14 protein-coding genes are annotated in these 13,402 nt (G+C 58.7%); 10 read left to right on the forward strand and 4 right to left on the reverse strand.

The window, feature by feature from the left end; genetic code table 11:
• The 5 genes from ACC569_RS11430 to ACC569_RS11450 all read left to right on the forward strand — a co-directional run.
• Nucleotides 1–199 (forward strand): YqgE/AlgH family protein (locus tag ACC569_RS11430; RefSeq protein WP_372523660.1); only part of this gene is annotated, 199 nt, incomplete at its 5' end.
• A 328-nt stretch (nt 200–527) separates the two neighbouring features.
• Nucleotides 528–959, forward strand: a complete 432-nt coding sequence (gene ruvX / locus ACC569_RS11435) for a Holliday junction resolvase RuvX (protein WP_372523661.1) — start codon at nt 528–530, stop codon at nt 957–959.
• Nucleotides 956–1,453, forward strand: a complete 498-nt coding sequence (pyrR, locus tag ACC569_RS11440) for a bifunctional pyr operon transcriptional regulator/uracil phosphoribosyltransferase PyrR (protein ID WP_372523662.1) — start codon at nt 956–958, stop codon at nt 1,451–1,453. The genes ruvX and pyrR overlap by 4 nt, the downstream gene beginning before the upstream one ends.
• Nucleotides 1,450–2,427: an aspartate carbamoyltransferase catalytic subunit gene (locus ACC569_RS11445; protein WP_372523663.1), complete on the forward strand. Its 978-nt coding sequence runs from the start codon at nt 1,450–1,452 to the stop codon at nt 2,425–2,427. Before pyrR ends, ACC569_RS11445 begins: the two co-directional genes overlap by 4 nt.
• Nucleotide 2,428: 1 nt before the next feature.
• Nucleotides 2,429–3,706 carry a dihydroorotase gene (locus ACC569_RS11450; RefSeq protein WP_372523664.1) on the forward strand — a complete coding sequence of 426 codons (1,278 nt, stop codon included), beginning with the start codon at nt 2,429–2,431 and terminating at the stop codon, nt 3,704–3,706.
• A gap of 103 nt (nt 3,707–3,809) precedes the next feature.
• On the opposite strand, the gene ACC569_RS11455 is transcribed toward ACC569_RS11450, so the two are convergent.
• On the reverse strand, nt 3,810–4,925 hold the full coding sequence (locus tag ACC569_RS11455; RefSeq protein ID WP_372523665.1) for a PilT/PilU family type 4a pilus ATPase: 1,116 nt from the start codon (nt 4,923–4,925) through the stop codon (nt 3,810–3,812).
• Nucleotides 4,922–5,995: a type IV pilus twitching motility protein PilT gene (locus ACC569_RS11460; RefSeq protein WP_372523666.1), complete on the reverse strand. Its 1,074-nt coding sequence runs from the start codon at nt 5,993–5,995 to the stop codon at nt 4,922–4,924. The genes ACC569_RS11455 and ACC569_RS11460 overlap by 4 nt, the downstream gene beginning before the upstream one ends.
• A 190-nt stretch (nt 5,996–6,185) precedes the next feature.
• On the opposite strand from ACC569_RS11460, the gene proC reads away from it, so the two are divergent.
• From proC to ACC569_RS11480, 4 genes are all read left to right on the forward strand, one after another.
• Complete coding sequence (gene proC / locus ACC569_RS11465) at nt 6,186–7,037, forward strand: pyrroline-5-carboxylate reductase (protein ID WP_372523667.1); 852 nt, start codon at nt 6,186–6,188, stop codon at nt 7,035–7,037.
• Nucleotides 7,034–7,591 carry a YggT family protein gene (locus tag ACC569_RS11470; RefSeq protein WP_372523668.1) on the forward strand — a complete coding sequence of 186 codons (558 nt, stop codon included), beginning with the start codon at nt 7,034–7,036 and terminating at the stop codon, nt 7,589–7,591. The genes proC and ACC569_RS11470 overlap by 4 nt, the downstream gene beginning before the upstream one ends.
• A gap of 65 nt (nt 7,592–7,656) precedes the next feature.
• Entirely contained in the window at nt 7,657–7,944 is a 288-nt protein-coding gene (locus ACC569_RS11475; RefSeq protein WP_372523669.1) for a DUF167 family protein, read from the forward strand.
• Nucleotides 7,945–8,130: 186 nt separating this feature from the next.
• On the forward strand, nt 8,131–10,041 hold the full coding sequence (locus tag ACC569_RS11480) for a dynamin family protein (protein ID WP_372523670.1): 1,911 nt from the start codon (nt 8,131–8,133) through the stop codon (nt 10,039–10,041).
• A 111-nt stretch (nt 10,042–10,152) separates the two neighbouring features.
• Here the strand turns inward: ACC569_RS11480 and ACC569_RS11485 are convergent, their stop codons facing one another.
• Together ACC569_RS11485 and ACC569_RS11490 are read right to left on the reverse strand one after the other, a co-directional pair.
• On the reverse strand, nt 10,153–11,217 hold the full coding sequence (locus ACC569_RS11485; protein WP_372523671.1) for a hypothetical protein: 1,065 nt from the start codon (nt 11,215–11,217) through the stop codon (nt 10,153–10,155).
• Nucleotides 11,218–11,506: 289 nt separating this feature from the next.
• Nucleotides 11,507–12,250 carry a tetratricopeptide repeat protein gene (locus tag ACC569_RS11490; RefSeq protein WP_372523672.1) on the reverse strand — a complete coding sequence of 248 codons (744 nt, stop codon included), beginning with the start codon at nt 12,248–12,250 and terminating at the stop codon, nt 11,507–11,509.
• A 372-nt stretch (nt 12,251–12,622) separates the two neighbouring features.
• Between ACC569_RS11490 and ACC569_RS11495 the strand changes: the two genes are divergently transcribed.
• Nucleotides 12,623–13,402 (forward strand): MFS transporter (locus ACC569_RS11495; protein WP_372523673.1); only part of this gene is annotated, 780 nt, incomplete at its 3' end.

Here is a 13,402-nt window from a genome sequence, read left to right on the forward strand (position 1 = left end):
AAAATTCATGGTGGCCCTCGGTTACGCCGGCTGGGGTGCGGGGCAGCTCGAGCGCGAGATCGCCGAAAACTCCTGGCTCTCCGGACCGGCCAGCCGCGAAATCATCTTCGACCTGCCGGTGGAACACCGCTGGAAAGCGGCAGCCCAACTCGTGGGCGTGGACCTCTCCACGTTATCCGGTGAGGCGGGCCACGCGTGAGGACTAGGATCTATCTCAAAAAAAGAAATTAACCGCCAGGGCGAGCCGGAAACGGACGAAGACACTTACAAGTTGTGGCCCAGGGTGCAACAAAAACCGTTGCCCCGTTTGGCGGCGCCGATGCACGTTAAGTGCATCGGTGCCAATCTGCCTCACCTTCGTCCCGGCGAGGCCCGCACAGGGGTAAGTCGCGAAAGCGGCGAACGCCCGGCTAGGATGGCCGGGCTGGAGGATATCGAAGTCCACGCGTTGCGCCATGGACGGCTGTAACTGGCGCCTTGGCGGTTCTAAATCATTTCCGTTTTTGGACACTTTGGGCATTTTTGAGATGGCTTCTAACACCTTTCTCGCCTTCGACTATGGGGAAAAATACATAGGGGTAGCCGTCGGGAGCCGCCATTCGCGCCTGGCTGAACCCCTGACTACCCTGCGTGGAAGCGCCAAAAACCCGGACTGGGTGCGCGTTTCACAGTTGATCGAGGAATGGCGGCCGGACGCGCTGGTGGTAGGCCTGCCACTCAATATGGACGGCAGCGACAACCCCATGACCCGTGCCGCCCGGGTGTTTGGACAACGCCTCAAGGACCGCTACAATTTGCCGGTACATATGGTGGATGAACGCCTCTCAACGCTGGTCGCCCGGGATATCCTGAACGAGGCCGGCGTTCCCATGAGGCGTCACAAATCCCGTCTCGACAAAGTGGCGGCCCAGACTATCCTGCAGGCCTTCCTGAACGAACTCCATGGAGATTCTCCGTGACGGTGGCGGTCGATATCGACGCCGCCATGACGCGCATGGTCGAGCAGTTGCGCCCGATGCTTAAGCGCGATCCGCTTATGGTCGGCATACACACCGGTGGCGTATGGGTCGCCGAGCGCTTGCATCAGTTGCTGGAATTCAAAGAACCGCTTGGCACGCTAGACATCTCTTTCTACCGCGACGACTTCACGCGCATCGGCATGAACCCGCAGGTCCGCACCTCGCACCTGCCGGTGAACGTGGAGGATCGGCATCTGATCCTGGTGGATGACGTGCTGCACACCGGACGCACCATCCGCGCCGCGCTCAATGAAATCTTCGATTACGGCCGGCCGGCTTCCGTGATGCTCGCCTGTCTCATCGAGCGCGGCGGGCGCGAACTGCCCATCGAGCCGCAGGTCGTGGGTGAACACGTCAAGCTCGGCAAGAACCAGCACGTCAAACTGCTCGGGCCGGATAAACTCGAACTGCGCATCCAGGAGGCCAACGGGTGACACAAAACCTTCAGTTCGATGACGCCGGCCGGTTGCGCCATCTGCTCACCATTGAAGGTCTTTCCCGTAAATCCATTCTTGAAATTCTCGACACCGCCGAGTCCTTCATCTCGGTGGGCCAGCGCGAGATCAAAAAGATCCCACTGCTGCGCGGCAAGACCGTCGTCAACCTGTTCTTCGAATCCAGCACCCGCACGCGCACCACATTCGAAATCGCCGCCAAGCGGCTGTCGGCGGACGTCATCAATCTAAATGTCGGGGCCTCGAGTACCAGCAAGGGCGAGACCCTGCTGGATACCATACGCAACCTCGAGGCGATGCACACCGACCTGTTCGTCGTGCGGCACGCCGAATCCGGCGCGGCGCACATGATCGCGCGTCATGTGCCCGCGCACGTGCATATCATCAACGCCGGCGACGGCCGCCACGCGCATCCCACGCAAGGTCTGCTCGACGTGTTCACCATCCGCCGGCACAAGGGCGCTTTCGGAAAACTCAAGGTGGCCATCGTCGGCGACATTCTGCACTCGCGCGTGGCACGCTCCCAGATTCAAGCCCTGAAAACGCTGGGCGTGGCGGAACTGCGCGTGGTCGCCCCGAAAACCCTGCTGCCCATGGCGGTCGAAAAACTTGGGGTACATCCGTACACCCGCATGGAAGAGGGGCTCGATGGGGTGGATGTGGTCATGATGCTGCGGTTGCAACGCGAACGCATGCAGGGGGCGCTTATTCCCAGCGAACAGGAATACTTCAATCTGTACGGACTTACGCCAGCGAAGCTGGCGCTGGCGGCAAAAGATGCCATCGTCATGCATCCCGGCCCGATGAACCGTGGCCTGGAAATCGATTCGGCCGTGGCCGACGGTCCGCAGTCCGTGATCCTGCCACAGGTGACTTACGGCATCGCCGTGCGCATGGCGGTGATGGCGCTGATCATGGGCGGATCGGCCGAACCCGCGGGAGGGAGACGCTAACATGGGTCTGCTGATCAAAGGCGGGCACCTGATCGACCCGGCCAACGGCGTGGACGGCCAGAAGGATCTTTATATCGACGACAACGGTTTTGTAATCGCTGTCGGCAAGGCACCGCCGGGATTCAAGGCGAAGAAAACGATCGACGCGCGCGGCAAGATCGTCTGTCCGGGCCTCGTTGATTTGCGCGCGCGCCTGCGCGAACCGGGTCTCGAGCACAAGGCCACGATTGAATCCGAGGTGCATGCCGCGGTCAGCGCCGGCATTACCACGCTTTGCTGCCCACCCGACACCCACCCGGTGATCGACACGCCGGCGATGGCGCAGATGATCCAGTCGCGCGCCTGGCGCTTCGAACTGACATTCATCCATCCACTGGGGGCGCTCACCCAGGGCCTGGAAGGCAAACGACTCACCGACATGGAAGCGCTCGATGAGGCCGGCTGTGTCGGGTTTACCAACGCGCTGGCACCCATCACCGACACACTCGTGATGCGCCGCGCCATGGAGTACGCCGCTACCCTCGATCTCACGGTGTTCCTACATGCCGAAGATCCGTGGCTGCGTGATGGCGGCTGCGTGCATGAAGGTGAGATCGGTACACGATTGGGGCTTCCGGGCATACCGGAGGCGGCCGAAACCGTGGGCGTGGCGCGCGACTTGGCGTTGATCGAACAGACCGGATGTCGCGCGCACTTCTGCAATCTTTCGAGCGGCCGGGCCGTGGCCATGATCGCGGAGGCAAAACGGCAGGGGCTCCCGGTCAGCGCCGATGTCACCGCGCATCATTTGCACCTGACGGAACACGACATCGGCGATTTCAATACGCAGTGTCACGTACACCCACCGTTGCGCGGCGATCGCGACCGTAAAGGGCTGCGCAAAGCGCTGAAAAGCGGTGTCATTAGCGCCATCTGCTCGGACCATCAGCCGCACGAACCGGATGCGAAGCTGGCGCCTTTCGCCCAATCGGGGCCTGGCATCTCGGCGCTTGAAACGCTGCTGCCGCTGACACTCAGGCTGGTGGACGATAAGTTGCTGACGTTGCCCGAAGCGATTGCGCTGTTGACACACAAGCCGGCGGAGATCATCGGCGTGGACACCGGCCAGCTCGGGGTCGGCGCCACAGCGGACGTCTGCATCTTCGACCCGGAAGCGCGTTGGGTGCTGACGGAAGAAAAAATCGTCTCGCGCGGCCACAACACCCCTTTCCTGGGCCAGGAATTCCGCGGACGCGTGACGCACACACTCATCGGCGGCAAACTCGTGTTCGAACTTTAGCCCGAAGATCCACACCGCAAAACAAAAAGCCCCGCGAGGGGCTTTTTGTTTGTGTCACACTGCCGGATGAGTCTCTCGCGAAAACCGGGCGGATGGCAGTGTTCTATTTGAAGGTCACGTTGCGCATGGACTCGCCGAGCTCACGGCTTTTCGAGTCCTTGCCTTCGAGCTTGATACGGAGTCTCACGTCATTGACTGAATCGGCATTGCGCAACGCATCGTCGTAGGAGACGAGATCGGCCTCGTACAGATTGAACAGCGACTGGTCGAAGGTCTGCATGCCGGCCTCGGTGGATTTGCCCATGAGATCCTTGATTTCCGGAATCTTGCCTTCCATGATGAGGTCGGCAATCAGCGGCGAGTTGATCATGACCTCCACCGCCGGCACACGGCCCTTGCCGCTCTTCATCGGAATCAAACGCTGCGAAACAATGCCCTTCAGGTTGAGCGCCAGGTCCATCAGCAGCTGATTGCGTTTTTCCTCGGGAAAGAAGTTAATGATGCGGTCGAGTGCCTGGTTGGCGTTGTTCGCGTGCAGCGTGGACAGGCACAGGTGACCGGTTTCGGAAAACTGGATCGCGAGGTCCATGGTCTCGCGCGCACGGATTTCGCCGATCAGGATCACGTCCGGCGCCTGACGCATGGCGTTCTTGAGCGCCACCTCGTAGGACGCGGTGTCCACTCCGACTTCACGTTGATTGACGATGCAGTTCTTGTGGTCGTGCACGAACTCCACCGGGTCTTCGATGGTAAGGATATGACCGTAGCTGTACTCGTTGCGATAACCGATCATCGCCGCCAGCGAGGTGGATTTGCCCGAACCGGTGCCACCGACGAACAGGATCAGGCCGCGTTTGGTGAGCGCCAGATCCGCCAGCACCTTGGGCAGATGCAGGTCGTCAAAGCGCGGGATATCGGTGTTGATCGTGCGCAGCACCATGCCGACGCGCTGCTGCTGCATGAACACGTTCACGCGGAACCGACCAATCTCTTGCGGTGAAATCGCAAAGTTGCACTCGTTGTGCGCCTCGAACTGCCGGCGCTGGTCCTCGTTCATGATGCCGTAGGCGAACGCGCGCGACTGCTCGGGCGTCAACGCCTGCTTTGTCACCGGCATGATCTTGCCGTCGACCTTGATGGAAGGCGGGACCCCGGCGGTGATGAACAGGTCGGATGCCTTCTTGTGCTTCATGAGCTTGAGGAGATCGATGAAATTCATTTGGTTCTGCTCCCGGTCGCCGTCACTGACGCCGCCGTAAACACGTCTTTGTTCGCAGCCACGGTGCGGGCATCGTCCACATGCACTTGGCGCGTGCGCACCAGATCCTGCAGGCACTGATCCAGCGTCTGCATGCCGACGTTCTGGCCGGTTTGGATGGACGAATACATTTGCGCGACCTTGTTTTCACGAATCAGGTTACGGATCGCCGGCGTGCCAATCATGATCTCGTGCGCCGCCACGCGCCCGCCGCCGATTTTCTTGAGCAGTGTTTGCGAAATCACGGCACGCAGCGATTCGGAAAGCATTGCACGCACCATGTCCTTCTCGGCCGCCGGGAACACGTCGATAATACGATCGATGGTCTTGGCTGCGGAACTGGTGTGCAGGGTGGCGAACACTAGGTGGCCCGTCTCGGCGCCGGTCAGCGCTAACCGGATCGTTTCCAGGTCGCGCATTTCACCTACCAGAATCACATCCGGATCTTCGCGCGTGATCGACCGTAGCGCGTTATTGAAACTCAGGGTGTCTCTGCCGACCTCGCGCTGGTTGATCAGGCAGTTCTTGCTAGTGTGTACGAACTCGATAGGGTCCTCGATACTGATGATGTGTTCGTGTAACGATTCGTTGATGTGGTTTATCATGGCCGCCAAGGTGGTGGACTTGCCAGAACCGGTCGGGCCGGTCACCAATACCAGTCCGCGCGGCTGATCGGCAATCTGCTTGAACACGGGTGGTGCGTTCAGCTGCTCGAGCGTCAGCACCTTCGCGGGAATGGTCCGGAACACCGCGGCCGGGCCGCGCATCTGGTTGAAGGCATTGACGCGGAAGCGCGCGATGTTGGGCAGCTCGAAGGAAAAATCGGTTTCGAGAAACTCCTCGAAGTCCTTCTGCTGCTTGTCCGACATGATGTCATAGATCATGTTGTGGACGGTACGGTCGTCCAAGGGATCCACGTTGATGCGTTTGATTTCGCCGTCCACGCGGATCAGCGGGGGCAGACCGGATGACAAATGCAGGTCCGAGGCGTTCTGTTTAAAGGCAAACGCCAGTAGCTCAGCGATATCCATTCAGGTTCTCCGGGGGCCGCGAATGATTAAAAACGTTATAAATTCGACCCTTGCATTAATTTCTAGTCTATTCCGGCCCGTCCTGCAAACAGGCGCCGGCCCGCCGGTCGGTAAATTCCAGCTTTCGGCGCCTGTGTGGGCGGGATTTTGACTTCCGTTCGCCGGAGCGGCGCTTTAAACTTCGCCGGCCATGGCCTCCCATTCCACGAATACGGCGCACCCCCTGGTTGGTTTCATTGGTGCCGGCAACATGGCGCGCAGCCTGGCAGGGGGGCTGCTGAAAAACGGTTGGGGGAAAGACCAAATCATCCTCTCCGACCCCGAACCGACCCAGCGCCAGACCATTGAAACCGTGCTCGGCATCAAGGTCTTCGCCGACAACAGCGAGGTCGCGGCTCGCGCCGATCTCCTCGTGCTCGCGGTAAAACCACAGATTCTCGCGGACGTGACCAAAGCCCTGGCATCCACGGTCCAGAAGAAAAAACCGCTCGTCATCTCCATCGCCGCAGGCGTACGCATCGAGGATATCGATCGCTGGCTCGGCGGCGGGCTCGCCATTGTGCGGGCCATGCCCAATACCGCCGCCTTGATCGGCAGTGGCGCCTCGGGCCTGTACGCCAACAATCGCGTCAACGACGGCATGCGCAATCAGGCCGAGTCCATCCTGCGCGCCGTGGGCGTCACGGTCTGGCTCGAGGACGAATACCTGATGGACGTGGTAACCGCCCTGTCCGGCAGCGGACCGGCGTATTTCTTTCTCGTCATGGAGGTACTCGAACAGGCAGCCATCGAATCGGGTCTCGATCCGAAACAGGCGAGATTGCTCACGCTTGAGACCGCCTTCGGCGCCGCCAAGATGGCGCTGGAAGGTCACGAGGAGCCCGCACAATTGCGCCGCCGTGTCACTTCGCCCGGTGGCACGACCGAACAGGCGGTGAAAGTCCTGGAAGAAGGCGGCCTGCGGCGTCTGTTCAAAAACGCCATGCAGGCGGCCGGTGACCGGGCGCGCACCATCGCCGACATGTTTGGGAAGGGCGCATGACCACGTTTTTCACCGAGGCCGCCGCTCTCATCATCGAGGTAGTTTTTGGTCTCTACATCCTGGCAGTACTGCTGCGTTTCCTGTTCCAGCTCGTGCGCGCGGATTTCTACAATCCGATATCCCAGTTTCTCGTGGCACTCACCAATCCGCTGCTGAAACCCCTGCGCCGCGTCATCCCGGGGATGTACGGCATCGACGTTGCCTCGCTTGTACTGCTGATAGCGCTCAAAGGCCTGGAGGTATTTCTCATCTTCTCGCTCGGTGGCTATGCGCTCGAGCCGCTGCCGGTAATCATCGCTGCGGTAGTGGATCTTTTGCGGCTGACAATCAATATCTTTTTCTATGCCATCCTGTTGCGCGTGATCCTGAGCTGGTTCATGCCTTACGGTATGCACCACAACCCTGCGGGCGACCTGCTGGTGAGTCTCACGGAGCCGCTGATGCGCCCGGCCCGCCGACTGATTCCGCCGGTCGGCGGTCTGGATCTGTCCCCGATCGTGGTGCTTGTGGTACTGCAGCTTTTGCAGCTTGCCCTGGCGCATCTGCTGCGCTAGCGCCCAGTGCCCGACGTGAAGGATTTCAGACATGACAGCCCGGTACCACGGGATCTGTCGACTACGTGAGCTGGTTCCGCCGGGACGGACCGGACCTCATTCTTCAGATACGGGTCCAGCCACGCGCCAGCAACGATGCCTTGGCTGGGGTGATCGGCGATTGTCTCAAAGTCCGGCTCACTGCCCCACCCGTCGAAGGCCGGGCGAATGAACATCTCATCACCTACCTGGCCAAGCTTTTTGGCGTCCCTAAAAACAGCGTGATCCTGGAGCGGGGCGATACCTCCAAGCGCAAGCAGCTGCGCATCCGCTCCCCGAAAAAGCTGCCCGAAAACCTCGACTGGGGTATCTAGCCAGTTCTTCTCCCTTCCCCTCCCCGCCACCCCCCGGCTGGTTCTTTCCATGCGGGGGGGCTAGAAATAGTTTTTATTTAAGTTTATATTCTAACCACCTGTATTAAAGGGGTATTCAATATAATGATAAGCGCGCAAAAGCTAACAGAAAGGCCCCGGCTGGCCATTAACGAATTCAGCCGACGATTGGGGGATTACAAACGCTGGCGCGACGAATTAATCGAGATCATCAACGAATACCAAACGTGGGTGGAAAGCCACGGACTCGCGAGCGGCGAGGAGGATTTGCAGCTTTACGAACTCATCGATGTACTCCGCTCCGACAAGCTCACCATCGCGCTGGTGGCCGAATTCTCCCGCGGCAAAACCGAACTCATCAACGCCATTTTCTTCGCCGATCACCGGCAACGACTGCTTCCCTCGGAAGCCGGCCGCACCACCATGTGTCCGACGGAATTGCGTTACGATGAAAGCGAACCGCCGTGCCTCAAGCTCTTGCCGATTGAGACACGCAAAACCGCCACCACGATTTCAGAATATCGTCGCACACCTGCCGTCTGGACCGTAATGCCGCTGGATATCGATTCGCCAAAGAAAATTGCCGAGACCTTTCAGCAGATCGTCAAAACCAAACCGGTCAACGTGGATCAAGCCGAAGAGCTTGGCCTCTACTACCCGGATGCGGAACATATGTCGCACCTGCTCAACAACGATGGCACGGTGGAGATTCCGGTCTGGCGGCACGCCATCATCAATTATCCGCACCCGCTGCTGAAACGAGGACTGGTGGTGCTCGACACGCCAGGACTCAATGCACTCGGCACCGAGCCGGAACTGACGCTGAGCATGTTGCCGGGCGCGCAGGCAGTGCTGTTTGTGCTCGCGGCCGATACCGGCGTCACCAAAACCGACCTGGAGGTCTGGAGGAATCACGTCTGTCCCGCCAGAGGAAGCCGAGCCGAAGGACGTCTGGTGGCGCTTAATAAGATCGACACGTTGTGGGATGAATTGAACAATGACACGGCCATCACTGCCGCGATCGCGCGCCAGACGCAAGAGACAGCACGGGTACTCGGCATCAGCAAGAATCAGGTTATCGCTGTCTCCGCGCAGAAAGGCTTGCTCGGCAAGATCAAGTCGGATTATGCGCTGATCGAGCGTAGCGGCTTGCCGGTGTTGGAAACAAAATTATCGGGCGATATCATCCCAGCACGTCAGGAATTGCTGCGCGAACGCGTGATCCACGATATCGGCTCCATGGTCGAAACCACCAGCGCGATGATCGAGGCAAGACTTAACGCTGTCGCGGAACAGCTCGAAGAGTTACAGGCGCTTGGTGGCGAAAACCGCGACGCCATCCAGGACCTGGTTACGCGGTTGCGCGATGAAAAGCAGGCCTATGACCAGACACTCGTGAGTTTCCAAAGCATGCGCGCGGTTCTTTCCGATCAGGTCAAGATCCTGCTCGATTACCTGAGCGTCGAGGCCTTTGATGCCCTGGCGGAAAAAACCCGTCAGGGCATGGCGGAGTCGTGGACCACACCGGGTCTGCGCGAAGGGATGAAGGCCCTCTTCGACGGGGCCCTCGATGCAATGGAAAAGGCCAACAAGCAGACTCAACAGATAAGGGCCTTGGTTCAGGCCGTCTACAACAAGTTTCACAGCGAACATGGGCTGGCCAAGATTAAGCCGGTCAACTTCTCACTGCTGCCCTACCGCAGCCAACTGCAAAAGCTGTATGAGGAGGCCGAGAGGTTTCGCAACAGCCCGATGATGATCTTCACGGAACAGCACTTTGTGGTGCAGAAATTTTTTGTCACCTTGGTCGGCCAAGCGCGCGAGCTGTTCGGTGAATGCAACAGCGCCGCCCGTGCCTGGAGCAAGGCGATCATGGCGCCAATCCTGTTGCAAGTGCGCGAACACAAAATCCTCATGGATCAACGGCTCGAAAATCTGAAACGAGTACACGAGAATTTCGACAACCTCAGCGGCCGCATCGCCGAACTGGAATCCAATCACCAGAACCTGGAAAACCAGCAGCTGGTCATCCGCAACATGCTGCGCAAGATCAACCAGCCGCTGCCGGTTGATCCCTAAACTCCCACCGCTCCGCGGCTGTCGGGCCTGATGGTGTTCCTGCGTTGATACAAAAAAAGGCCGGAAGGGTTTCCCCTTCCGGCCCGGTACATCCGATGATGAAACGAATTATTACTTCGCTGCCGCCGGAGCCGCCGATGCGGTGGCCGTCAGTGTCTGATCGATCGACGAGAAGATGATGCTCGGGATCAGGGTGTTCTTGGCGAACGCCATGTAACCGGAATCCCAGAAGTACAGCTGCATGCGCCACATCTCGCCATACTGCACCACCTTCACTTCCTTGCCGTCATTGATGACGAGCACTTCCATCGGCATCGCCGGAGCATGGTCCACACCCGGGTGCGGGGCATCTTTGGTCTTGCCTTCGCTACGGAAGTCGGAGTTGATGCTGATGCACTTGCTCTCGGTATAGTCGTTGGTGATGCCGAAGTAGACGGCATTCGCGCCTACCGGGATCTTGCTCAGCAGCCTCCAGCCGGAGGAGTCGTCAACACCCTTGTCCTGACTCGCACGCAGGGTGTTCTCAACACGAGCAACCGTTGCCGCGAAGTTCTCGGGCTTGTCCTTGAAGACATCGTTCTGGCTATCTTTCCAGTTACGGAATTTGGCCATCATCTTGGCGGGGCCGTCACCGTTGAACTTGTTGAGCGTCTTCTCGCTACGAACCGGTTCGAGCTGCACGGAAACCAGTTTGCCCGGAACCTTGGCGGCGATGTCCTTGATTTCTTGGGCCGTAGCTTTTGCCGCTGCCAGCAGGCTATCGTAGTTCTTGGAACCGGAATAGAAGACCATCGCGTGAGCCGTCGGATTGCCCATGTTAATGTGAACCTTCTTGCCCTCGCCATACTCATATACACCAATACGCAGTATCTGCGCCGAGATGGTATCCGGAGACTCGCCCTTGGCTGCTTCCATGTAGGCGGGTGACGTCACGATATAGACTCGGGCCTGCTGAACCTTATCCTTGAAAGTCAGATCCCGTTTGGCTTGCAGCGTCAGCTTGGATTCAGCCAAGGCCTTCTCCAGTGCTGCCGTCGTGTCATTGAACGATCCCGACGCTTCCAGAATGCGCTCAAAAATCCCGTACTCTTCCGCCGCGAAGGCGTTGCCGATCCCCAATACGAACGCAAAAATCAGGGTAAATAGCTGGCTAAGCTTTGTAGATTTATACTTCATTTGGACTCTCCTCCTCAAATGCCTCTTTAGTTAAAACTGCTTTTACAGATTTATAATCCGTTATGGATTTAAATCCCTGTTGAGCATTGTGCTGATTCTCGCGCTAGTCTGCAACTGCTTGTCAGAATATATGTTTTTCTTATTGATTATATTGGTATTTTTAAGAATAGCTCGTCGATAAGACATACATGAATTGACCCCTCATCGGCTTCGCCGGTGAGGGGTCAAAATCGTTCAGGATCGAACCACGGATAACGGGAAACGGCTACCATGAAGGCAGCCACGGGATTTACGGGCTGAGGTGCAAAACCTTAAGTACAGTGATGGCCTGGTTGAAACCCTGATCGGCGGACATGCGCCACAACCGCACGGCCTCGTCCTGATTCTCATCCACGCCTTCACCCTTCATGTACATGAGACCCAGATTGAACTGCGCGGCTGCATATCCCTGTTTGGCGGCCATGGCCCACCATTTCACGGCCTCGGCGGGATCCTGTTTGTCACCGGTCCCCTCAGCATAATACAGACCCAGATTGAATTGGGCTTCCGAATGCCCCTGCAGGGCGGCCATGCGCCACCATTGCGTGGCAGCATTGAGATCGCGCGTTACCCCGGTGCCAGTGGCATAAAGTACGCCCAGATTGTACTGGGCAATGACATGTCCCTGTTCGGCCGCCTTGCGATACCAGCGCACGGCCTCGATCATGTCCTTGGCCACGCCCCCGTCACCGCGGTTGTATAAAACTGCCAGGGTAAACTGTGCCTCGGTATCGCCCTGCTCGGCGAGCGATTGCCATACCTTCACCGCTTCGGAGCGATGACCACTGTTATATTGCACCAGCGCCACCTGATTCGAAGCAATGGGATGCTCGGTCGGGAGGGTTTCTGCGCGAATTTGAATCGCCGGAAAGGCCGATTCCGATAGTGCCGCCGACGCCGACGCGCTGTACAGCACGGACACCAGCCCTAATACGGCCCCTGCCACCCTCGCGCTGGCAAAGCACGCGTTTCTTTCCCTTGTAACGCCGGACATGACCCTCTCCCCGAATACAAAAAATCCGTTTGTCTTGAGGGAGAAAGTGCAAGAGCTATGCCACCCTTTATACAGCTTTAGAATCAATGGGTTGATTTGCCGACACAGGCGCTCTTTTCCTTGATAAATGGCCGGAATCAGGCGCCCGATTGACGATTCTTGCAGGATCGACGACTTGGCGGGTCAGATGTCCCGGCCGCGATCCCCCCGGCAGGGAAAATCACCGCCCTGCCATCCACCCACGCCGGTGCACGCACCCTCAGGCGAACCGGGAAACAAGGGGACAGCTGGCGGTGCTAAGATGAAACAGTCTTTCACGCTCGCCGAAGACGGCCGCGCGATATTCAAAACCGAAAACAATCCGAGACACCCGTGCCCAAACAAAAACTGCTCAGATCAAAAATGTTCTGGGTGGGCATTCTTTATTTTGCGCAGGGCTTCCCCTTCGGACTTTTCTACGACGTTTTCCCGGTCCACTTCCGCCAGCTTGGCGTCGACCTGCGCGAGATCGGTTTTCTCTCGCTGCTCGGACTGGCCTGGACCATCAAATTTCTCTGGGCGCCGGCGGTGGATCATTACCGTCATCACCGCCGCTGGATGCTCGCGGTGGATCTCGCCATGGGCGTGGTGTTGCTGTTCCTGTCGATGCAGGCGGGTTTCGGGCCGCCGGTATGGATCGCCATCGGCGTGTTCACCCTGTTCTCCGCCACCAACGACATTGCGATCGACGGCTACACCATCGAGTTCCTGGATAAAAAAGAACTGGGGCTGGCGAACGGCATTCGCATCGGGATGGGGCGCGTCGGCATTCTCGCCGCGGGCGTAATCCTCATACTAAGCGATTATCTCGGTTGGCCCGGCGCCTACACCGCGGCCGCCGGCATCCTGGCCGTGCTCGGGATCGTCTGCCTGTACGCGCCCAAGGAACTGTCCTTCGGGGTACGCAAACCGATGACGTTGGGGAACGAATTCACCGGAATCCTGCGCCGGCCGCGCGCGTTGGTGCTGATATTGATGTTTCTGCTGGGAACCCTGTGGCTCATCAACAACGCTACGCACTGGTCAGGCAAGGTGGAAGGCTTCTGGTGGTATGCCTTCGGCGTCGCCGGCGCATTGATGGCGCTGAGTTTCGCGATGCAGCGTCCGTCGAAA

This window comes from Sulfuricaulis sp. (genome assembly GCF_041499725.1).
In the GTDB taxonomy this organism is placed as follows: Bacteria; Pseudomonadota; Gammaproteobacteria; order Acidiferrobacterales; family Sulfurifustaceae; genus Sulfuricaulis.